This is a genomic window from Nocardia sp. CNS-044 (assembly GCF_059570515.1).
Genome location: NZ_JCANSX010000006.1, coordinates 1,043,408 through 1,064,628, shown reverse-complemented (window position 1 = coordinate 1,064,628; position 21,221 = coordinate 1,043,408). Strand labels below are relative to the sequence as shown.

Sequence of the window (21,221 nt, the reverse complement as noted above, 5' to 3'; positions counted from 1 at the left end):
GATCAGTTCTGGGCGTGCGCGCGCCGCACGATCTGTTCGGCGTGCCGCAGCACCGGGGCGTCGACCATCCGGCCCTCGAAGGCGAAGACGCCGCGGTGCTTGGGCACCTCGTCGAGTACGCGCCTCGCCCAAGCGATTTCGTCGTCAGCGGGTGCGTAGGCGGCGCGGATCACCGGCACTTGGCTGGGATGGATCGCGACCTTCGCATCGAATCCGATGGCCACCGCGTCGTCGGTCTCGGCCCGCAGGCCGTCGAGATCGCGGATGTTCAGGTACACCGAGTCGAGGGCGAACTTGCCGTAGGCCTTGGCGGCGAGCAGCGCGCCGGAGCGCACGTGCCGCGCGACGTCGCGATAGCCGCCGTCGGCGTGCCTGCTCGCGGTGCCGCCCAGACCCGCGATCAGGTCCTCCGCGCCCCACATGACGCCGATCGCGTTGCGCGCCGTGACCGCTTGCCCGATGTTCAGCGCGCCGAGCGGCGATTCGACCAGCGCGATCACCTCGTAATCGGACAGCGCGATGATCTGTTCGGCCGCTTCGGTTTTCGGCAGCATGACGCGGCGGTAGCCGGTCTCGGCCAAGGCCGCGAGATCCAGCTCGTGCTCGTCGGTGCCCGCCGCGTTGACCCGCACCACGGTGGTCTCCGGGTCGAGCGGGGACGCGATCAGGGCCGCGCGTGCGCCGGCCTTGTCACCGGCCGCGACGCCGTCCTCCAGATCGAGGATCACCACGTCGGCGGCCGCCGCTGCCTTGGCGTAGCGTTCGGGTCGGTCGGCGGGGCAGAACAACCAGCCCGGCCCCGCCATCTGCCACGTCATGCCTGCTCCGGCGCCATGCGAACCAGCGTCTTGCGGGTGGCCGTCGCGACCACTTCACCGTGCTGATTGCGCCCGGTGTGGGCGAAGGTCACGATGCCCTCGCCGGGGCGGGACTTGGACTCGCGCTTGTCGGTGACCACGGTCTCGGCGTACAGGGTGTCGCCGTGGAACACCGGGTGCGGGAAATTGATCTCGGAGAAGCCGAGATTCGCCACGATGGTGCCCTGGGTCAGCTGGGCGACCGAGAGCCCGACCAGGGTGGACAGGGTGAACATGGAGTTCACCAGTCGCTTGTTGAACGGCGGCAGCGCGTCGCTGAACGCCGCGTCCAGGTGCAGCGCCTGGGTGTTCATGGTCAGCGTGGTGAACAGGACGTTGTCGGCCTCGGTGATGGTGCGACCCGGCCGGTGTTCGTAGACGACACCGGTCTCGAACTCCTCGAACCACAAGCCGCGCTGGACGATTCGCCGCTCGCTGTGTTCCGTCACAGACCCAGCTCCCGTCCGATCAGCATCAGCTGCACCTCCGTCGTGCCCTCGCCGATTTCCAGGATCTTGCTGTCGCGGTAATGCCTGGCCACAGCGTATTCGTTCATGAAGCCGTTGCCGCCGAAGATCTGGGTGGCGTCGCGGGCGTTGTCCATCGCGGCCTCGCTGGCCACCAGCTTGGCGATGGAGGCCTGCTTCTTGAACGGCTTGCCCGCGAGCATCAGCGCGGCGGCGTCGTAGTAGGCGGTGCGCGCGGCGTGCGCGCGGGTCTCCATGCGGGCGATCTTGAAGGCGATGGCCTGGTTGCGACCGATCGGCTGACCGAACGCGAGCCGCTCCTTGGCGTAGCGCACGCTCTCGTCGACGCAACCCTGGGCCGCGCCCACCGACAGCGCGGCGATCGCGATGCGGCCCTCGTCCAGGATGCGCAGGAAGTTGGCGTAGCCGCGGCCGCGCTCGCCGAGCAGGTTCTCCTCCGGCACCCGCACGTCGCTGAAGCTGAGCGGGTGGGTGTCCGAGGCGTTCCAGCCGACCTTGTTGTAGGCGGGCTCCGCGACGAAGCCGGGGGTGTCGGTCGGCACCAGGATGGTGGAGATCTCCTTCTTGCCGCCGGTCGTGCCGGTCACCGCGGTCACCGTGACGAGCTTGGTGATGTTCGTGCCGGAGTTGGTGATGAACTGCTTGCGGCCGTTGATGATCCACGTGCCGTCGTCCAGCACGGCCTTCGTGGTGGTGCCGCCCGCGTCGCTGCCCGCGTCCGGCTCGGTGAGCCCGAACGCCGCCAGCGAGCGGCCGCTGGTCAGCTGCGGCAGCCACTCCTGCTTCTGCTTGTCGTCGCCGAAGCGGTAGATCGGCATGGCGCCGAGCGAGACGCCCGCTTCCAGCGTGATGGCGACGCTCTGGTCGACCTTGCCGAGTTCCTCGAGCGCGAGGCACAGCGCGAAGTAGTCGCCGCCCATGCCGCCGTACTCCTCGGGGAAGGGCAGGCCGAACAAGCCCATGTCCGCCATGCCCGCGACGACCTCGTACGGGAAGGTGTGGTTCGCGTCGTGCTCGGCGGCGACCGGGGCGACCACCTGCTGGGCGAAATCGCGGACCGTCAGGGCCAGATCGCGGTAGTCCTCGGGCAGCGTGCCGGTGGACAGGAAGTCGGTCATTCGGAAGTTCCTTCTCGCTCAGAGGTATGCGACTCGGCGACGATGCGGGCCAGCGGCTGGTCGAGGCGCACCTGGGCGCCCGGCTCGACCAGTACTTCGACGACGCCCGCGACCGGCGCGGTGAGCGTGTGCTCCATCTTCATCGCCTCCACCACGACGACCGGCGCGCCCGCCGCCACCGTCGCGCCGGCGGCCACCGGGACGGCGATCACCGAACCCGGCATGGGACTGCGTATTTCGGCGTCGCCGACGTGTTCGCCGCCGCCTCGGACGTTGACCTCGGCGACCTCGCGCAGCACCGAGACGCCCGCGGGACCCGCCACCCAGAGCTGTCCGTCGTGTTCGGCCACCCGGTAGTCGCGGCGCAGGTCGTCCAAGGTCAGGGTCAGCACACCGCTTTCCGCGGTGTCCGCCACGAAAGAGGCCGACAGTGTTCGGAATTCGCTGTCGCCGACCTGGACCTGCGCCGATTCGGGGCGGCCGGTGAGGTAGACGTGCTCGGTGCGGTCGCCGCCCGCGAGCCGGATCGGGGTGGGCGCGTGCACGCCGATTCGCCAGCCGGACGGGATGTCCCACGGATCGTTCGCGTCGGCGGGCCAGCGGCGCAGCCAGTGGTAGGCGGCCGCGACGACGAATTCCTCGTCGCGCACCGGCTGCGGCCGGAAATCGCCCACCCTGCGGTCGAGCAGGCCGGTGTCGAGTCGTCCCGCCGCCACGTCCGGGTCGGCGAGCAGGAAGCGCAGGAACTCGACATTGCTGGTGACGCCGAGCAGCACGGTGTCGGCCAGCGCGCGGTCCAGCGCGCCGAGCGCGGCGGCGCGGTCCGGGCCGTGCGCGATGACCTTGGACAGCATCGGGTCGTAGTCGCTGCCGACCACGGTGCCTTTGCGCAGACCCGAATCCACCCGCACGCCAGGGCCTTCCGGCTCGACGAGATCCAACACCGTGCCGCCGGTGGGCAGGAACCCACGGCCGGCGTCCTCGGCGTAGACGCGCGCCTCGATAGCGTGGCCGGTGAGGCGGATCTCCTCCTGGCGCGCGCCGATCTTCTGGCCCGCCGCGACCCTGACCTGGCATTCCACCAGGTCGACGCCGGTCACCAACTCGGTGACCGGATGCTCCACCTGCAACCGGGTGTTCATCTCCATGAAGAAGAACTCGTCCGGCCGGTCGGCGGAGACGATGAACTCGACCGTGCCCGCGCCGACGTAGTTCACGCTGCGCGCGGTGTTGCAGGCTGCGGCGCCGATGCGCGCCCTGGTCTCCGCGTCCAGCAGCGGAGACGGCGCTTCCTCGATCACCTTCTGGTGCCTGCGCTGCAAGCTGCATTCGCGCTCGCCCAGGTGCAGGACGTTGCCGTACTGGTCGGCCAGGATCTGCACTTCGATGTGGCGCGGACGGGTGACGAACCGCTCCAGGAACAGGGTGTCGTCGCCGAACGCCGCGCCCGCCTCACGCCGCGCGCTGACCAGCGCGTCGGGCAGCAGCGCCGGATCCTCGACCAGGCGCATGCCCTTGCCTCCGCCGCCCGCCGACGGCTTGACCAGCACCGGGTAGCCGATCTCGGCGGCCGCGGCGATCAGCTCGTCGTCGGTGAGGCCGGGCTTGGCGATGCCGGGGACCACCGGGACGTCGAAGGCCGCGACGGTGTTCTTGGCGGCGATCTTGTCGCCCATGATCTCGATGGCGCGAGCGGGCGGACCGAGGAAGACGATGCCCGCCTCGGCCAGCGCGGCGGCGAAAGCGGCGTTCTCCGAGAGGAATCCGTAGCCGGGGTGCACGGCCTGCGCGCCGGTGCGCACGGCGGCCGCGACGACTTTGTCGATGGCCAGGTAACTCTCGCGGGCGGGTGCCGGGCCGAGCCGCACGGCGGTGTCCGCCTCGACGACGTGCCTGGCCCCGGCGTCGGCGTCGCTGTAGACGGCGACCGAGCGAATGCCCATGGCGCGCAGGGTGCGGATCACCCGCACCGCGATCTCGCCGCGATTGGCGACGAGCACGGTGTCGAAACCGACGGGGTGGGATTTGTTCAACATCGGGATCACATCCGGAAGACGCCGTAGGAAACCGGTTCGAGCGGCGCCTGTGCGCAAACCGAAAGGGCGAGGCCGAGAATGGTTCTGGTGTCGGCGGGGTCGATGACACCGTCGTCCCACAGGCGGGCCGTCGAGTAATACGGATTGCCCTGGTGTTCGTACTGGTCGCGGATCGGCGCCTTGAACGCCTCCTGATCCTGCGCCGACCAGGGCTGCCCGCTGCTGTCCAGCTGATCGCCGCGCACGGTGGCCAGCACCGAGGCGGCCTGCTCGCCGCCCATCACCGAGATCCGCGCGTTCGGCCACATCCACAGGAAGCGCGGCGAATACGCGCGCCCGCACATCGAGTAGTTGCCCGCGCCGTAGGAACCGCCGATGACGACGGTCAGCTTGGGCACCCGCGCGCAGGCCACCGCGGTCACCATCTTCGCGCCGTGCTTGGCGATGCCGCCCGCCTCGTAATCACGCCCGACCATGAAGCCGGTGATGTTCTGCAGGAACAGCAGCGGGATCTCGCGCTTGTCGCACAGCTCGATGAAATGCGCGCCCTTCATGGCGGATTCGCTGAACAGCACGCCGTTGTTGGCGACGATGCCCACCGGGTGGCCGTGGATGCGCGCGAAGCCGGTGACCAGCGTCTTGCCGTATTCGGCCTTGAACTCGTGGAATCCGCTCTCGCCGTCGCCGCCGTCCACGATGCGGTGGATGACCTCGCGCACGTCGTAGGGGGTGCGCAGGTCGACCGGCACTATGTCGTACAGCTCGGACTCGGGCAGCGCGGGCGGCCTGGAAGCTGTGATCTCCCAAGGGCTTTGCGGTCGCGGGCCCAAGGTGGCGACGATGCGGCGCACGATGCGCAGCGCGTCCTGGTCGTCCTCGGCCAGGTGATCGGTGACGCCCGAGGTGCGTGAGTGCAGCGCGCCGCCGCCCAGCTCCTCGGCCGTGACCACCTCGCCGGTGGCGGCCTTCACCAGCGGCGGGCCGCCGAGGAAGATCGTGCCCTGGTCGCGCACGATCACCGCCTCGTCGCTCATCGCGGGCACGTACGCACCACCCGCGGTGCAGGACCCGAGCACGGCCGCGATCTGCGCGATGCCCTTGGCGCTCATGGTCGCCTGGTTGTAGAAGATGCGGCCGAAGTGCTCGCGATCGGGGAACACCTCGTCCTGGTGCGGCAGGAACGCGCCGCCCGAGTCGACCAGGTACAGGCAGGGCAGCCGGTTCTGCATCGCCACCTCCTGCGCCCGCAGGTGCTTCTTCACCGAGAGCGGGTAGTAGGTGCCGCCCTTGACCGTGGCGTCGTTGGCCACGATGACGCATTCGCGTCCCGACACCCGACCGATCCCGGCGATCACGCCCGCGCCGGGGCATTCGTCGCCGTACATGCCGTTCGCCGCGAGCGGGGAGAGCTCGAGGAACGGGCTGCCGGGATCGAGCAGCTGATCCACCCGCTGCCGGGGCAGCAGCTTGCCGCGCGCGATATGCCGCTCCCGCGCCTTGGCGGGCCCGCCGAGCGCGGCCGCCGCCAGCCGCGCGCGCAGGTCGCTGGTGAGCGCCTCGTGCGCCGCGCGGTTGCCGACCTCTTGGGTAACCGTCATCACGTCCGCCGTCCAGTTAGTCGCCGATAACTGGAATTCAGGTTAATATCGATTAACCGAGTTGTCCAGATCGGGTGAAAGGAGCGGGTGTGACCGGCACGGAAGCTGTGGCACTCACCCGCCGCGAGCAGCTGAAGGCGGAGCGGCGCAAGCAATTGCTGGAGGCGGGGGCGCGGCTCATCGCCGATCGGGGTTTCCTCGGCGTGCGGCTCGACGATCTCGGCGCGGCCGTCGGCATCAGCGGCCCCGCGGTCTACCGGCACTTCCCGAACAAGGAGGCGCTGCTGGTCGAACTGCTGGTCGGGGTCAGTCAGCGGCTGCTGGCCGGTGGCCGGGCCGTCGTGGTCGGCGCCAACTCCGCCGAGGCCGCGCTGGAAGGTCTGATCGACTTCCATCTGGACTTCGCGTTCGGCGAGCCCGAACTCATCCGCATCCAGGACCGTGACCTGGACAACGTGCCCGCCGGGCCGCGTCGCGAGCTGCGGCGCACCCAGCGCCAGTACGTCGAGGTCTGGGTGGAGGTGTTGCGCAAACTGCATCCTGGGCTGCCCGAGGAGGGGGCGCGGGTGCAGGCGCACGCCGCGTTCGGCCTGCTCAACTCGACCCCGCACAGCGCGCCGCCCGCGACCGCGAGCAAGGCGCGGCCGATCCTGCGCGAGATGGCGCTGTCGGCGCTGAACCGAACCGGCTGATCCCGCGCGGACCGGCCGACTCATCGAGCGCTCCACCCACCGTCCATGGTGTAGGACGCGCCGGTGACCATGCCCGCGTGCGGGCCGGTGAGCCAGCCGACCAGAGCCGCGACCTCGTCGGGTTCGACGAGCCGCTTGATGGCGCACTCGGTGAGCATGATCTTCTCGATCACTTGCTGTTCCGGGATGCCGTGCGTTCTGGCCTGATCGGCGATCTGCTTGTCCACCAATGGTGTTCGGACGTAACCGGGGTCCACGCAGTTGCTTGTCACGCCGTGCGCGCCGCCCTCCAGCGCGGTGACCTTGGACAGCCCTTCCAGGCCGTGCTTGGCCGTCACGTAGGCGGCCTTGTACGCCGAGGCGCGCAGCCCGTGCACCGACGAGATGTTGACGATGCGCCCGAATCCGTTGCGGTACATGTGCGGCAGCGCCGCGCGGATGAGCAGGAACGGCGCTTCGACCATCAGGGTGAGGATGTCGCGGAACTGCGCGGGCGGGAAGTCCTCGATCGGATGGATGCGCTGGATTCCGGCGTTGTTCACCAGCACGTCCGCCTCGAGGCGCAGGTCTTCGAGCGCGGCGACGTCGAGAAGGTCGACCTGCCAAGGCTTTCCGCCGATCTCGTTGGCCAGCTTCTGGGCGCCGTCGCCGTCGATGTCGGCCACGGTGACCTCCGCGCCGCGGGCCGCGAGCTCGCGCGCGCAGGCCGCGCCGATGCCGCTCGCGCCGCCGGTGACCAGGGCGCGCCGTCCGAGTAGGTCGGTCATCGAGCGGTCACCTCGGCGTCGGACCGGTCGACCGCCTGCAGGTCGAGACCGCTTGTCTCCCTGGCGAAGAGCACGGCCACCACTGTGACGGCCGCGGCGCCCGCCAGGTACCAGGCGATCGGCACCGACGAGCCGAAGCTGTCGAGCAGCCGGACCGCGATGATCGGCGCCAGCGATCCCGCCACGATGGAGGTGACCTGATAGCCGAGGGACACACCGGAATAGCGCATCCGGGTGGGGAACATCTCCGCCATGATCGCGGGCTGGGCCGCGTACATCAGCGCGTGAAAGACCAGCCCGACGATGATCGCCGACATGATGACCAGGTGGCTTCCGCTGTCCATCATCGGAAAGGCGAAGAAGCCCCAGGTGCCCGCGGTGAGCGCGCCGACGAGATACACCGGCCGCCTGCCGAATCGGTCGGACAGGTGCCCGGCCAGCGGGATCGCCGCGAAGTGCACCGCGTGCGCCGCCAGCAGCCACCACAGGATGGTCTTCGTGTCCGCGCCGACGTGCACCTTCAGGTACGTGATGGAGAACGTGACCACCAGGTAGTACATGATGTTCTCGCCGAAGCGCAGGCCCATCGCGGTGAAAACGCCTCGGGGATAACGCTTCAGCACCTCGACCACGCTGAACGAGGTCGCCTCGAGCTGTTCGGCCTCGCGCTGCGCCTCCAGGAAGATCGGCGCGTCGGTGACCTTGGTGCGGATGTAGTAGCCGACCAGAACGACCACCGCCGACAGCCAGAACGCGACCCGCCAGCCCCAGGACAGGAACGCGGCGTCCGACAGTGTCGAGGTCAGCGCGAGCAGCACGACCGTGGCCAGCAGATTGCCCGCGGGCACACCCGCCTGCGGCCAGCTCGCCCAGAAACCGCGACTGCGGCTGGGACTGTGTTCGGCGACGAGCAGCACCGCGCCGCCCCATTCGCCACCCACCGCGAAGCCTTGGATGAAACGGAGGGTCACCAGCAGCGCGGGCGCCCAGTAGCCGATCTGCCCGAAGGTCGGCAGGCAGCCCATCAGGAACGTCGCGCTGCCGACCAGCAGCAGGCTGAATTGCAGCAGCTTCTTGCGTCCGTAGCGATCGCCGAAGTGTCCGAAGACGATGCCGCCGAGCGGCCGCGCGGCGAAGCCGACCGCGTAGGTGACGAACGCGGCGAGAATCGCGTCCAGATCGCTGGTCCCCTTGGCGAAGAACACCTTGCTGAACACCAGCGTGGCGGCCGTGCCGTAGAGGAAGAACTCGTACCATTCGACGACCGTGCCCGCCATCGAAGCGGAGACGACCCGCCGTAGACCGGTGGGTGTCGGACTGGGATCGCTGTCCGTCGCGATTTCGCGCACGCTCATCGAACTCTCCTTCATGACGGGAGCCACATCACCCCTCATCTGTGATGCGGCACACACGTTGTGGCTGGAACGAGTATTCGTGCAGATCTCTGTCGGTGGCAATGCCCAGATGTGCACGACCAATCTGCAAAGATGCAGATATGAGTCCGGCTTCCCCCGGATTCGGCCGCCGTCCCAGCGCCGATGACCTGCTGGTGCTGCTCGCGGTGGGCCGATCCGGTCGCTTCGTGTCCGCCGCCGACGAACTCGGCATCAACCACACCACCATCTCCCGCCGCATCGCCGCGCTCGAGGAAACGCTCGGCGGGCGCGTGCTGACCCGGGTGACCGGCGGCTGGGAACTCACCGACCTCGGCCGCGACGCGCTGGCCGCCGCCGAAGCCGTCGAATCGGCGGTCAAGTCGCTGGCCGCCGACCCGGCCGGTAACCGGACGCTCGAGGGAGTCGTGCGCCTCTCGGCCACCGACGGATTCAGCGCCTACCTCGCTGCGCCCGCGGTGGCGCAGGTGCAACGCAGGCATCCGAAGATCGCCGTCGAGATCGTGACCGCCACCCGTCGCGCTTCCCAACAGCGGTCCGGGCTGGACATCGAGGTCGTCGTCGGCGAGCCGCAGGTACACCGCGCCAAGGCGATTCGGCTCGCCGACTATCGGCTCGGGCTCTACGGCTCACGACAGTACTTGCGCGAGAACGGAATCCCCTCCGGCATCGAGGATCTCGCCCGGTACCCGCTGGTCTACTTCATCGACTCCATGCTCCAAGTCGACGACCTCGACCTGGCCTCCAGCTTCGCCCCTTCCATGCGCGAATCCATCTCGTCCACAAACGTTTTCGTGCACGTCGAGGCGACGCGCGCGGCGGCGGGGCTCGGGCTACTGCCCTGCTTCATGGCCGACCGCCACGACGATCTGGTGCGGGTTCTACGAGACGAGGTTTCGGTGCAGTTGGCGTACTGGTTGGTGACGCGGACGGAGACGTTGCGCAGGCCGGAGGTCGCGGCGGTGGTCGATGCGATCCGGGAGCGGGTGTGGGAGCAGAAGGGGATGTTGTTGGGGGAGGACGGGTAGGGAACTGCTTCCAAGAACCGGCCGGAAGCCACAATCAGCCGAGCATCTGGTCGATGGTTTTCGCGGTGGCAGCCCGTTCGACCCAGCTGTTCAGCAGATCCGCGTCAGCGCACCCGCGGATGCGGACTTCGGCTTCGATCGGGATTCGGATGCGTCGGGCGCGCAGCATTGTCAGCAGTGCCCGTGCCTCTCCGCGTGCCTCGCCCTCGGCCTTCCGCGCGCGTAGTACCGCCGGGCGTACTCGCTCTTGTACTCGTATGTGTCGGTCGTCATTGGGCCAAGATGTACCTCCGCCTCCGGCCATGCGCAGGCTGACGACGGACTTCGCCGGGCAGCGCCCGTTAGGGTGTGCGCATGACCTCTCTGTCGGATCCCAAGGTGCGCGAATTTCTCGAGCATGGCACGCGGACGGGCAAGGTCGCCTTCGTGGCGGCGGACGGGCGTCCGATCGTCACGCCCGTGTGGTTCCTCGTCGAGGGCGAGGAGATCGTGTTCAACACCGGGAAGGAGACCGCCAAGGGCCGGGCGTTCACGCGCGATGGGCGGGTCGCGCTGTGCGTCGATCTGGAGGAGCCGCCGTACGCGTCGGTTCAGATTCAGGGCGTGGTCACGATGTCCGAGGATCCGGACGAGTTGCTGCGCACCGCGACGGCGCTCGGTGGGCGGTACATGGGTGAAGATCGGGCCGAGGAGTTCGGGAAGCGCAATGGAGTGCCCGGGGAACTGGTGGTTCGGCTGCGGCCGACCAAGGTGATCGCGCACTTCGACGCGACCGCCTGATCGCGGGGGCTGGCGCCTTGGACCTCTGATCAGACGCGGCGGCTTATTGCGGCAGGGGAGCGAACCGCCGTGTGGTTCGGTCAGCTTGCTGATCGGCCCGCGGGGCGACCGACGAGCTGGAACATCCCGCCGCTCGACTCGAGCTGGTTGGCCTACGACCTCACGAGGCCGCTGAGACAGGGTCGCGCTGCCGCAGGAAGCTCCGCCTTCGCTCCGGCCGTGCGCGGACTATGGCCGGACTTCGCCCACCTACACTGACCCGCATGACCGTGCACTTCATCGGGGCCGGGCCGGGCGCCGCGGACCTGCTGACCGTGCGAGCGGTCACCCTCCTGCGCACCTCCCCGGTCTGCCTCTACGCGGGCACCTACCTGGACCCCGAGGTGCTGGCCCACTGCGCGCCCGACACCGAACTGATCGACACCCAGCGCCTCGACATCGACCAGATCACCGCCCACCTGGTACGCGCCCACGAATCCGGCCGCGACGTGGCGCGACTCTGCTCCGGCGACCCGTCCGTCTACTCGGCGCTCACCGAACAGACCCGCCGCCTCGACGCCCACGGCATCCCCTGGGACGTCACCCCTGGCGTCCCCGCCTACGCCGCCGCGGCCGCCTTGCTCGGCACGGAACTGACCGTGCCCGAACTCGTCCAGTCGGTCGTGCTCACCCGCACCCAAGCCCGTTCCACCGCCATGCCGGAATCCGAAGCGCTGGCCAACTTCGCCCACACCCGCGCGACCCTCGTCCTGCACCTGGCCATCACCCGCATCCGCACGTTGGCCGCCGAACTCACCGCCGACTACGGACCCGACTGCCCCGTCGCGGTCGTCTACCGGGCCAGCCAGCCCGAACAGCTAGTCCTCCGCGGCACCCTCGCCGACATCGCAGACCAGGTCGAAGCCGCCGAGCTGCGGCAAGCGGCCGTCATCCTCGTCGGCCGCGCCCTGACACCGGCTCTGTCGTGCACCGGTTCCCATCTCTACGACCCGGGCCGTGACCGGCACTCGGTACCGGAGGGCGGATCTGGCCGTCGCTGAGATTCGGCGGCTCAGCGATCGCCCGGCGGAGCCCCGCGGCGCCCCTCGGTTCGGTCGTGCGTCGACGAGGGGTTGAAGCGTCGGATCGGCACACAGCTTTCCTACGCCTCACAAAGCCGTCGCCTCTGTGAGGCGTAGGAAACGTCTGTGGCAAGGCAGACGATCTCGGCGGGGGCGGGCGGGTCGCTGGGAGTTAGAAGTAGGACAGCACGTCGGCATCGAACTCGTCGCTGTCCGGTACCGCGGTCGGCGGTTGATAGTCCGCGTCCCGCACGTGGAACAGGAACTTCTCCGGGAAGTTCAATCGGTAGGTCGCTAGGTAGTGGATCGAATCCACCCGCCAAATCCACCGTCCATCCGAGATCAACGAAGGCCCGCCCGGAATCGCCGTACTGCCGTCGAGCAGGTCGGTGACGTCCTCCAGCACGTCGAAGACCGGTGGCGCTGAACGCATGTACTCCAGGATGGCCTGTCGATCGGTGAGCGGTTGCGTCGCCTGTGCTGCCCGCAGCGACGGCAACTCATCCTTCGGATTTTGGTACATCTCCCCGTAGATCCCGACGGTGTTCAACATGGGTATTCGTCCCCCTCGTGTGCTGGTTCTTCGGTGTGTAGTGCACGGCATCGGAAGTTCGGCGTCATATCTCGAAATTACCTGTTGCCGCGTAAGTTATGTGGGAAATTCACCGAGCCAGCCGCGGTCCAGGAATCCAATTGGTATGTAGTCGGATTCCACTTCGATCGGGAATCCGGCGTCGTAGGCAAGGCAGGTTATTGCCAGCGGGCCCAGTGCCAGGTTTCCCGATAGATACATTTCGCGTTCCGGTGATGTCCAGTACTGCTGGTGCAAATGTAGTGCTTCCGCCAGGGCTTCGTTGAAGCCGCTGTGGTCGCGTCGCAGGAATCGGTAGAACAAATTGATGGGTGGGTAGAGTATCTTGTCCAGCGTCTCGCGGTCTGCGATGGAAGCGATGTCGGGACTCGATTTGTCCAGTGTGGTGGTGAGTTTTTCGACTATTCCAGGTTGCTCCGTCCAATAGGTCTGAAGCGTGTCCACCCAGTCGTATATGTACTCGTCGTAGACTGCGCCGGACGAACTAAGTAGATCGAGCGGCACAGCGGCGAGTTCGGACATGCGTGTCTGATCTCTGCAGACAATGGCATACCAGAACGCGGAAATCCAATTTCCGGCGCTGGTGTAGGAGGTGGGTCCGATTGCCGGGAAAGTGTATTCCTTGTGGTCGATCATGCAATTGATCGTTGTTTCAGCGGGTGCCGTCGCTGCCGTGAACATTGCAGAGCCGATCTGCATCGCGGCGACCATCGATTCCCAGGTCTCGATTTTCGACGCTTGGGGGTCGACCATCAACTGAGCCGAAATGTTGGTCGTCGCCGTATTGAATGCGCGATCGAATGACCGAGGAAGTCGTTCGACGGCCTTCGTCAGATTTCGACGAAGCCCCAAGGCGCTAGCCTCTGGATCCGGTATCTGAACGGTATGGCGAGAAATATTCACTGGTGTCCTTCTGTGGTGATGTCGAACTGAGCCATGGTGTAGCCCGCATATTCGCCAGTGTTCTTGTTGCCTTTGACCAGGATATAGTCGAGTCGACCATCGTCAAGTGCATTCATCAAGTCTTCGGCTAACTCGTCCTCTCCGCGCTCTTCCATCAATCTGATGATGTCATTGAAGTACTCGCGTGTTCCTTGTGATGCGCGTCTGCCGTCGGGAAGGTTGCGTGCTCCGAGTTCGGTGTCGACACTACTCTTCGCTTCGATGACGACATATCGCCCATCGGGGGTTTTCCAAACCTGATCGAACTGGTCATTACCGTTCGCTGGGCCTCCCAGCGGTTGACGTTCCGCGCCTGGGTAGTGCTCGGGTATCACATGGTGCTCGGCAATGGTTTCACCGAAATATTCCGAGGCCTGTGACATTTCATGGTGGAGTGGTCTGTGTTCGGCGCGCGCCCTTTCGAGATCGTCGCGGTTGGCTTGCGTGTCGTCCTTTTCAGCAGCGTCTTTCGCGGCTTTCAGAAGCTTCTCCGCAGCGATGTCCGATTGGATCGCCTGGTGGCGTCTTTGGGCGGCCGCGTCGAGGCGTTCGAGTGCCTCTGCGGTAGCGCTGTCTCGGCCGGTCGGGTTTCCGAATTCGCCGATGTCGTGATATTTGGGCGGAATCGGCGGCGGAGCATCGCTCGCGGCGATCCAGTCTCCGGTACGAGTGTCTCGGACTAGTTGCGGCGGGACGTGCCCAGTATCATCTCGGCGCGTTTTGTCCTTTCGCTGACCATCTGAACGGTAGTACTCCCTGAAGTATTTCTCATCCTCGTTCGCACGCTTGACCTGCTGTTGCATTATTTCTCGTTGCGATGCGTCGCGAGGTTGATCCCGGCTATGGGCGTCGTCGGTGGACCCACCGTCCGTTGCTGCGGATTCGGTGTCGTCGCCCATGTAGTCGACGGGTTCGTCGGGGGTGGGCGGGGTGGAGGGTGGTGGGGTGTGGGTGGTGGGGGCGGGGGTGTGGCCTTCGGGGGTGGTGGGGTGGTGGGTGGTCCAGGTGCCGTTGTTGCGGACGTGGGCGGGGGAGTTGGGTTTGTTGGGGGTGCCTACGGCGTCGGAGGGGGTGTGGACGGGGACGCCGAGTTCGTTGGCTATGTGGCGGGCGAGGTCGGGGTTGTTGGCGGTGTTGCAGGCGATGAGGCGGATGGGGGTGCCGGGTTTGTAGTTGGGGTTGCTGCGGATGGCGTCGACGATTTGGTCGGGGGTGAGGTTGTCGAGGGGGGTGCCGTTTTGGTCGGCGTGGAAGATGACGTCGAAGTCGCCTTCGTTGCGGAGGTTGTTTTGGACTCGGTGGGTGGCGGGGTCGTCACCGAGGGCGGTGCTGGTGGGGGTGTGGGTGATGGGTGGGGTGGTGGAGTTCGGGGTCGCCGGGGTGGAGGTGTCCGCCGGGGGTTTGGTGTCGCTTGGGTGGGATTGGTTGAGGGGTGTTGTCGGGTGTTCGGTTGGGGTGGTGGGGGTTTGGGATGGGGTGGGCGGTGGGGACTGCGTGGAGGCAGGTGTGGTTGCGGGGTTGGTTGAGGGAGTTGGTGATTGGGCGGGGGTGGTGGGGGAGTCCTGTGGGGTGGTAGCCCACGGGGTGGAGTCGGGGTTGTATTCGTGCTGTTTGAACCAGTTCTGCCAGTCTTCGAAGCTGCGGCGGTTCGGGTTTTGGGACGCCGGGTTCTGTTGGGGCGCTGTGGGGTTCGTGTCGTTGCCCTGGATGGGGCGGTGCTCCGGACGGGTTGGGTGGTCGGAGAACAGCGGTCGCGGTTCGGGCCGGGTGGGTTGGTTCGGCGTGGGCGTGCGGTGTTCGGGCCGCGTTGGCTGGTCTGGGGATGGGGTGCGGTGTTCCGGTCGCGTGGGCTGGTCCGGTGAAGGGGTGCGGTGGTCGGGCCGGGTGGGCTGGTCCGCTACGGGGCCGCGGTTGTGCGGTTGGGTGGGGAGTTCGGACGGGGATGTCCGTGCGGGGTCGGCGGATGCGGTGCGTGTGTCAGGGCGCGACTGATCACCAGCTCGCGGTTGGGTGGCGGGACGCGCCTGGTTGTCGGGCGTCGGCCGGTTGGCGGGGCTCGTTTGGTTGTCCGGCGTCGGCCGGTTGTCGGTGCCGTTGAACGGGACCCCGGGGGGTGGCGTCGGGGTGGTCGACGGGCCGGGTTGTGTTGCCCTGGTGGGGGTTTGGTCCGCAGCGTCGGGGGTCTGGTGCTGTGGTGCGGGCGACGAGGGGGAAGTCGCCGGAGTGGTCGTCGGCTCGGTGGCCGACGGGGAGTTCAGAACTCGAACGTCCCGGTCTCCGGCCAGGCTCCCGTCTGGCTGCGGGCTTGGGCCCAACCCGCTGCTTGGCGGCAGGTCACGTGGGTTGCCGGGGTCTCCGTGTAGAAGCGGTGGGTGTGCTTGTTGATTATCAGATGGTGTTCGACCGGGGGTTGGGGTGGTTGGGTCAGTGACTCCGCTCGGACTCGGTAGTCGATCTCGGCTCGGCTCTCCCGAATCCGTTCGATGTGGACTCTCCAGGTCGGGGGATGCACCTGGTACCCCTGTACCGGGCGTCCAGCCTGTATCGCCGCGTCGTAGTTCTCCCCGATCGTCGTTGGATGCAGGCTCGAATGTGCCGTCACTACCCCGGTCTGTTTGTTGACCACGTAGCTCCCCTGGCCCATTCCCTGACCGTTCGCTATCTCCTCCTGCGTCAGGACTCCACGGCAGACCCATCCGTGCTGGAATTCCAGAACTCGGTATTTGCGGTCCGTCTTGAGGGCTCTGGCCAAGTACTCCCGAACTTGCTGCGGGGTTTCCAGAGGCTCCGGCATTGTGTGGTCCTCCATTGGGATCGATGGGGATGAAAATCAGCTGGCAGGAGCCGTCGATCAGAGAGGCAGGGGGCACGTCCGAGGTCGTGCCTTGCTGCGGATCCCACCACACCGGTCCACTGGCACCGGGCGGGTAGAGGATGACCGTAGCGTGACCACCGTCGATGACAGGATTGCCCTCGTCGTCGTACATGAGCTGGTTGTTCTCGTCGCGGGCGTGCCAGTAGTTTCCGACCAGCGCGGATGACCCGGGGCCCAAATGGGCTATCCAGTTGTGCAGTGCCTCGAACTGCTCGGCGATGGGGCGGTCGCCGTAGTTCAGCCAAGGCGCGTCGAGCCAGGCCGCCGCGCGTTCAGGACCACGGAACTCGCCGCTGCGGTCATCGATGCTTCCGTCTGGCATCTGGTCAGGGTGTCGAGGCGCGGAGACCTGCGGGTTTCCGTAGAACGACGACAACGCCGACAGAGAGCAGTCGAGGCAGTTGTTGCTGCGGCCCGGGACCGTAGGTCCGCCATCGTTGACCAGTTGCCCGTACGGGTGGGTGCGTGGATCGGCGCCGACGACGAATTCGTTGCCGTTGCGTAGCGAGTCTTCGACGTCGTGCTGATAGCCAGGGTTTTCGACGGGTGCGAGTCGAAACGGTCCGTCGATTCGCGTATCCGACGGGTTGTCGAAGCGGGGATCGGTGTTGGCGGCGGCGATGTCGTTGCTGAGTTGGCGGAGGTCGTCGGGGGTGAAGCCGGGGTCGCCGTTGGTGGGGCTCGGCATGAGGCCGAGGTGCATGCGGAGGTTGTCGGCGAGGGTGTTCGGGCGGTCGCCGGGGGACCAGTTGTCGCGGCCCTCGCCGATTGGGGTGGCGTTGACGTCGAGGTGGGCGTTCGCGGGGTCGTTGGTGAAGACGACGTCGACGAGGACACGGTCGCCGCTGAGCAGGCTCGGTGCGGAGTTGAAGGCGGCGTCGGCGGCGTTTTCGGTGTTGGACATCAGGCGGCGGATGTCGTTGGGGGAGATGCCCGCGGTGGGGGAGACGTGGACGCGGACGGTCAGGATCGAGACGTACTCGCCCGACGGGAGTCGGTGGCGGCGGACTTCGTAGTTGGGTCTGCCGAGGCCCGCGTGAATACCGCGTGCTTGGACGGATGTTGTTCCGCCCAAAGGGGTTTGGGTGCGATAGAACTCGCGGGCCGAGCGGGCTTGGTCGATCCGACGCTGTTGCGGGGAGGTCGGGTTTTGCGGTCGGTTCGGGGGGCCCGGCGGTGTGCTGGGGGAGTTGGGGTTCGGTTGTGCGGTCCGAGCGGGGCCGGGGGGCTGCTGGTTGGGCTGGTTGTGGCGCGGGTCCGCGTTTTGTGGAGTGGTGCGCGGAGGCTGGGGTGCCGGCCGCTGCGGTGTGTTGCGTGGGTCGGCGTTTTGTGGGGCGGTGCGTTGTGGCTGTGGTCCCGGGCGGTGCGGTGCGTTGCGCGGGTCGGCGTTCTGTGGAGTGTTGCGGGGAGGCTGGGGTGCGGGCCGATGGGGTGTGTTGCGTGGGTCGGCGGATTGCGGAGTCGTGCGGGGAGGCTGCGGACCCGGTCGGTGAGGTGTGTTGTGCGGGTTGGTGTTCTGCGGGGTCGCGCGGGTGGGCGGCTGATCGCGTTGCGGCGGAGACGATTCCGGTGCGCGGACGTTGGGGAGTGGCGTCTGCGGGCGGCCCGGATCGGCAGGTGTGCTGGTCGGTGTGGTCGCGTTGGGCTGCGGCTGGACCGGATAGGCGCTGTTGCCGGGATGCGTTGGGGTGTCGGAGGTTGGGCCGGATGACGCGGTGTTGGTCGTCGTGGTGTCCGGGCTGTTCGAGTTGTTCTGGAGCTGTTCGCGTTCGGCGCGGATTTCGGCTTCGGTGGGTTGATAGCGGCCGATGTGCGGGTTGTATTGGCCCGCGTAGAAGGGGTCGCGGGGGATGGGACGGCCGTCGTTGTAGTGGGCGATGAATTTGTGGTTCGCGGGGTCGAAGCCGGGGCGGTTGGCGGGGCCGAGCGGGTTTGGCTTCTGTTGCGCGGGAGTCTGGTTCGCCGGGGATTCGTCGTTCGGACGCGGCTGTGTCGGTTCGCCGGAGTCGGGGGTGTTCGAGGGCGAGTTGGTGGAGGGCTGGGCGTTCGTGGGCGTGCTCGGGCGGGGAGCGGTGGAAGGCTCGATGCCGTGGCTCGCGGGCGTGTTCGGGCGCTGGGTCGGTGCGGCCTCGGTGGCAGTGTTCGGGGTGGTTCCGGTGGGTTGGCCAGCATTCGTGGGCGTTGGCGGGGTGCCAAGAGTTCGCGTGTCTGCCGGAGATGGGGTGGGGGCTGCCGGGTTTGGTGCGGTGCCGGGGCGCTGGGTCGGCTGGGCAGTGTTCGCGGAAGTTGCCGGAGTGCCGGGAGTTCGGGTGTCTGCCGGAGATTGATTGGGGGATGCGGGGTTTGGTGCGGTGCCGGGGCGCTGGGTCGGCTGATTTTGCGGACCGGTGCTCGGGGTGGTTGCCGCGGGTTGGTTCGGGGTGGTTCCGGGCTGTGCGGTGGTCGGCGTGCTGGAGGCGGGAGTGCCGGTGGTGGGCGTGTTCGGAGCAGGGGTGGCCGCCGTGCCCGCCTGGGTGGATGCGGGGGTGTTGTCGCCGGTGGGGCGCGCGGTGTCGGTGGGTGAGGAGGCCGGGAACGCGGGTGCCGACGGAGTGGCTGTCGCCGTCGCGGAGGCGGTGCTGGTGTCCGTCGATACGGGGGCGGTCGGATTCGACGTGGTCGGGCTGGTCGTCGTCGGCCCGGTGGGGTTCGTTGCGGGGGTGCTGTTAGCGGGCGCGGTGGGCGCAGGGGTGGTCGGAGGGCCCGAGGCGGGAGTGCCGGTGGTGCCCGGCGGAGTGGTCGACGATGTTGTCGTGCTGTCCGGGTTCGATGGTCCCGGGTTCGACGCGGTCGGAGTGGACGGTGTCGTAGCGGGGTTCGACGGGGTCGTGGTTCCCGGAGTCGACGGTGTAGACGGAGTGCCGTTCTCAGGAGTCGACGGTGTAGACGGGGTGCGGTCGTCCGCCGGGCGGGACGGTTCCTGGGAAGGAGTCGTTCCTGGGATACCGGAGGTCGGGGTGGTGGGGTTGCTCGGCGAGGACGGCGTGGTCGGTTGCGTGGGGACCGAACCGGGCGGGATGTTCGAGGTGGGGTTGTTCTCGCGGCCGGATTGATCGGAGGTGTCCGGGGCGGGACGTTGAGCTGATGGGTCGCTGCCGGTCGGGATATCAGTTGTCGAGCCAGGGCTCGGCGTGGTCGGTGGCGAGTCGTTGCGCTGGGACGGGGTCGGCTCGGTGCTCGAAGAGTGGTCTTGCTGGGTGTTCTGACCGGGCTGGGTCGGCTGACCTGTCGACGGATGCGTGGGGTCGCTCGACTGGGCGGGCGGCTGCGGCTGTTGGGCGGAGGGCTGCGCCTGCTGGCCGGAGGGCTGTGGCTGTTGCCCGGTCGGCTGTTCCGAGGGCTGCGTTTGTTGGCCCGACGGCTGGCCGGGTCGGTCCGAGGATTGCTGATCAGACGGCTGACTCTGCTGATCCGGCTGCGACGGTTGTCCAGACGGCTGAGTGGGCTGGCTCGACGGTTGGTTCTGTTGGCCGGATGGATGGCTCGACTGGTCCGTGGGCTGGTCCGGTTGCTGGTTTTGCTGGCCGGAGGGCTGGCTCGCCTGATCCGACGGCTGGTTCTGTTGGCCGGATGGCTGATTCTGCTGGTCCGAGGGTTGCGTCGGCTGCGTGGGCTGTTCCGACGGCTGTGACTGTTGGCCCGAGGGCTGGGTCGACTGGCCCGTCGGCTGGGTCGACTGATCCGTCGACTGCGACTGCTGACCCGAGGGCTGCGTCGACTGCTGCTGTGAGGGCTGTGATTGCTGATCACCGGCGGGCTGGGTCTGCTGACCAGGATCGTTCTGCGTCCCCGACGGCTGCGTCCACCCCGGATCCTGCCGACCCCGTCCCGGATCACCCTGCTGATTCTGGTTCTGCTGACCCTGATCGCCCTGCCGACTTTCATCCTGGCTGTGCCCGGGATCGTCCTGCTGATCCTGCCCAGGATCGTCTTGCTGGTCCCGATCCCCCTGATCACCGGGATCCCCGGCCCCCTCATCACCCCCACGATCCCCCGCCGACTCGATCCCCGCCTGCACACCCCCCGCCAACGACGACGTCAACGTCTCCGTCGTCAACACCTCCCCCAAATCGAACGGCTTATCGTTCAACGCCGCATCCGTCGCCGCCGCCGCGACCTCCCCCGCCAACCCCGTCAACGTCTCCTTCCCCGCCTCCTTCAACCCCTCCGACAACGGATTCCCACCCCGCCCCGGACCACCCGACCCACCCAACAACCCCTCCGTCGCCCCCGCCACCCCCGCGGTCAACAACGTCTTACCCGACTCGACCCACTCCTCCTTCGACAACGGATCCCGCCGATCCGCCGCCACCTGCGCCAACTTCAACCCCACATCCAGGAAGGCCTCCTCCAACACCGCCTCCCACGCCCCACGCAACGCAGCCCGCCCCGCCGCCTTCATCGCCGCCTTCGAGATGATCCGCTTGACCAACTGCTTGATCGCCACCCGGATCGCCACCTGCGTCGCCGCCCGCGCCGCCGCACCCGCCGCCGCCCCCGCGGGCGCACCCACCCCCGTCGCCATCGCCGCCAACGCCGCGGCCATCTCCACCGCGAAAATCACCAACGACGCGATGATCACCAACTTGGTGTGCTCGATATCAGCAGCACCATCCCCGATCTGATCAGCCAACGTCTCCACATGCTTGATCAGCCCATCGAACGCCCCCGCGCCCCCACCCAACTTCTCCCAATGCGACGACAACGCCGCCCCGGTCTCACCATCCAACGCCGAGATCGCGGCCTTCACCACATGGGTCGCCTCGGAATCCAACCCCCGCAACGTCTCCGCCAAACCCGACCACGCCGACTCCACCCGACGCATCGCGGTCTCATCACCCTCGGGCCAATCCCCCGCCCCCACAACATATTTCGCAGCCCACTGCAACGGCTCCGGAATCTCGATGCCCACGCCCGACCCCTCCGCTACTCCGCCCCGACCGTGCTGGGCCTA

The 21,221-nt window shown here is 67.6% G+C and carries 18 protein-coding genes and 2 pseudogenes; 6 read left to right on the top strand and 14 right to left on the bottom strand.

Annotation, left to right across the window (positions count from 1 at the left end):
* Nucleotides 1-2: 2 nt before the first annotated feature.
* From T333_RS13510 to T333_RS13490, 5 genes are read right to left on the bottom strand one after another with little or no spacing between them, the layout of a single operon-like run.
* On the bottom strand, nt 3-818 hold the full coding sequence (locus T333_RS13510) for an HpcH/HpaI aldolase/citrate lyase family protein (RefSeq protein ID WP_496424622.1): 816 nt from the start codon (nt 816-818) through the stop codon (nt 3-5).
* Nucleotides 815-1,306, bottom strand: coding sequence for a MaoC family dehydratase (locus tag T333_RS13505; protein WP_355002187.1), 492 nt, complete (start codon nt 1,304-1,306; stop codon nt 815-817). Before T333_RS13505 ends, T333_RS13510 begins: the two co-directional genes overlap by 4 nt.
* On the bottom strand, nt 1,303-2,463 hold the full coding sequence (locus tag T333_RS13500) for an acyl-CoA dehydrogenase family protein (protein WP_355002186.1): 1,161 nt from the start codon (nt 2,461-2,463) through the stop codon (nt 1,303-1,305). Before T333_RS13500 ends, T333_RS13505 begins: the two co-directional genes overlap by 4 nt.
* On the bottom strand, nt 2,460-4,499 hold the full coding sequence (locus T333_RS13495) for an acetyl/propionyl/methylcrotonyl-CoA carboxylase subunit alpha (RefSeq protein WP_496424621.1): 2,040 nt from the start codon (nt 4,497-4,499) through the stop codon (nt 2,460-2,462). Before T333_RS13495 ends, T333_RS13500 begins: the two co-directional genes overlap by 4 nt.
* A gap of 5 nt (nt 4,500-4,504) precedes the next feature.
* Entirely contained in the window at nt 4,505-6,097 is a 1,593-nt protein-coding gene (locus T333_RS13490) for a carboxyl transferase domain-containing protein (protein WP_496424620.1), read from the bottom strand.
* An 89-nt stretch (nt 6,098-6,186) separates the two neighbouring features.
* Here T333_RS13490 and T333_RS13485 point away from each other — a divergent pair, with 89 nt between their 5' ends.
* Nucleotides 6,187-6,789, top strand: coding sequence for an SACE_7040 family transcriptional regulator (locus T333_RS13485; RefSeq protein ID WP_357255624.1), 603 nt, complete (start codon nt 6,187-6,189; stop codon nt 6,787-6,789).
* A 20-nt stretch (nt 6,790-6,809) separates the two neighbouring features.
* Here the strand turns inward: T333_RS13485 and T333_RS13480 are convergent, their stop codons facing one another.
* Nucleotides 6,810-7,556, bottom strand: a complete 747-nt coding sequence (locus T333_RS13480) for a 3-hydroxybutyrate dehydrogenase (protein WP_496424619.1) — start codon at nt 7,554-7,556, stop codon at nt 6,810-6,812.
* Nucleotides 7,553-8,833, bottom strand: a complete 1,281-nt coding sequence (locus T333_RS13475; protein WP_496424790.1) for an MFS transporter — start codon at nt 8,831-8,833, stop codon at nt 7,553-7,555. The genes T333_RS13480 and T333_RS13475 overlap by 4 nt, the downstream gene beginning before the upstream one ends.
* A gap of 218 nt (nt 8,834-9,051) precedes the next feature.
* Here T333_RS13475 and T333_RS13470 point away from each other — a divergent pair, with 218 nt between their 5' ends.
* Nucleotides 9,052-9,978: a LysR family transcriptional regulator gene (locus T333_RS13470; RefSeq protein WP_355002180.1), complete on the top strand. Its 927-nt coding sequence runs from the start codon at nt 9,052-9,054 to the stop codon at nt 9,976-9,978.
* A gap of 34 nt (nt 9,979-10,012) precedes the next feature.
* Here T333_RS13470 and T333_RS13465 read toward each other — a convergent pair whose 3' ends face one another.
* Entirely contained in the window at nt 10,013-10,147 is a 135-nt protein-coding gene (locus T333_RS13465) for a hypothetical protein (RefSeq protein ID WP_496424618.1), read from the bottom strand.
* Nucleotides 10,148-10,332: 185 nt separating this feature from the next.
* Here T333_RS13465 and T333_RS13460 point away from each other — a divergent pair, with 185 nt between their 5' ends.
* Together T333_RS13460 and cobM are read left to right on the top strand one after the other, a co-directional pair.
* Complete coding sequence (locus T333_RS13460; protein ID WP_355002179.1) at nt 10,333-10,758, top strand: PPOX class F420-dependent oxidoreductase; 426 nt, start codon at nt 10,333-10,335, stop codon at nt 10,756-10,758.
* Nucleotides 10,759-11,021: 263 nt separating this feature from the next.
* Entirely contained in the window at nt 11,022-11,798 is a 777-nt protein-coding gene (gene cobM, locus T333_RS13455; RefSeq protein WP_496424617.1) for a precorrin-4 C(11)-methyltransferase, read from the top strand.
* Between the two features lie 193 nt (nt 11,799-11,991).
* Here cobM and T333_RS13450 read toward each other — a convergent pair whose 3' ends face one another.
* From T333_RS13450 to T333_RS13430, 5 genes and pseudogenes are all read right to left on the bottom strand, one after another.
* Nucleotides 11,992-12,372 carry a hypothetical protein gene (locus T333_RS13450; protein ID WP_496424616.1) on the bottom strand — a complete coding sequence of 127 codons (381 nt, stop codon included), beginning with the start codon at nt 12,370-12,372 and terminating at the stop codon, nt 11,992-11,994.
* A 96-nt stretch (nt 12,373-12,468) separates the two neighbouring features.
* Complete coding sequence (locus T333_RS13445; RefSeq protein ID WP_496424615.1) at nt 12,469-13,314, bottom strand: immunity 49 family protein; 846 nt, start codon at nt 13,312-13,314, stop codon at nt 12,469-12,471.
* The gene (locus T333_RS13440) at nt 13,311-15,668 is read right to left on the bottom strand and encodes a DUF8616 domain-containing protein (protein ID WP_496424789.1); all 2,358 of its coding nucleotides are present in this window, start codon (nt 15,666-15,668) and stop codon (nt 13,311-13,313) included. Before T333_RS13440 ends, T333_RS13445 begins: the two co-directional genes overlap by 4 nt.
* Nucleotides 15,608-16,147, bottom strand: coding sequence for an SUKH-4 family immunity protein (locus tag T333_RS13435; protein ID WP_496424788.1), 540 nt, complete (start codon nt 16,145-16,147; stop codon nt 15,608-15,610). The genes T333_RS13440 and T333_RS13435 overlap by 61 nt, the downstream gene beginning before the upstream one ends.
* Before the next feature lie 97 nt (nt 16,148-16,244).
* Nucleotides 16,245-16,622: pseudogene (locus T333_RS13430) on the bottom strand (toxin glutamine deamidase domain-containing protein); the annotation flags it as partial.
* A 1,993-nt stretch (nt 16,623-18,615) separates the two neighbouring features.
* Here T333_RS13430 and T333_RS13425 point away from each other — a divergent pair.
* Both T333_RS13425 and T333_RS13420 read left to right on the top strand, forming a co-directional pair.
* Nucleotides 18,616-19,320 carry a hypothetical protein gene (locus tag T333_RS13425; protein ID WP_496424806.1) on the top strand — a complete coding sequence of 235 codons (705 nt, stop codon included), beginning with the start codon at nt 18,616-18,618 and terminating at the stop codon, nt 19,318-19,320.
* A 182-nt stretch (nt 19,321-19,502) separates the two neighbouring features.
* Nucleotides 19,503-19,898, top strand: coding sequence for a hypothetical protein (locus T333_RS13420; RefSeq protein WP_496424805.1), 396 nt, complete (start codon nt 19,503-19,505; stop codon nt 19,896-19,898).
* 891 nt (nt 19,899-20,789) lie between these two features.
* Here the strand turns inward: T333_RS13420 and T333_RS13415 are convergent.
* Nucleotides 20,790-21,131, bottom strand: a pseudogene (locus T333_RS13415) (WXG100-like domain-containing protein); the annotation flags it as partial.
* Nucleotides 21,132-21,221: the final 90 nt, after the last annotated feature.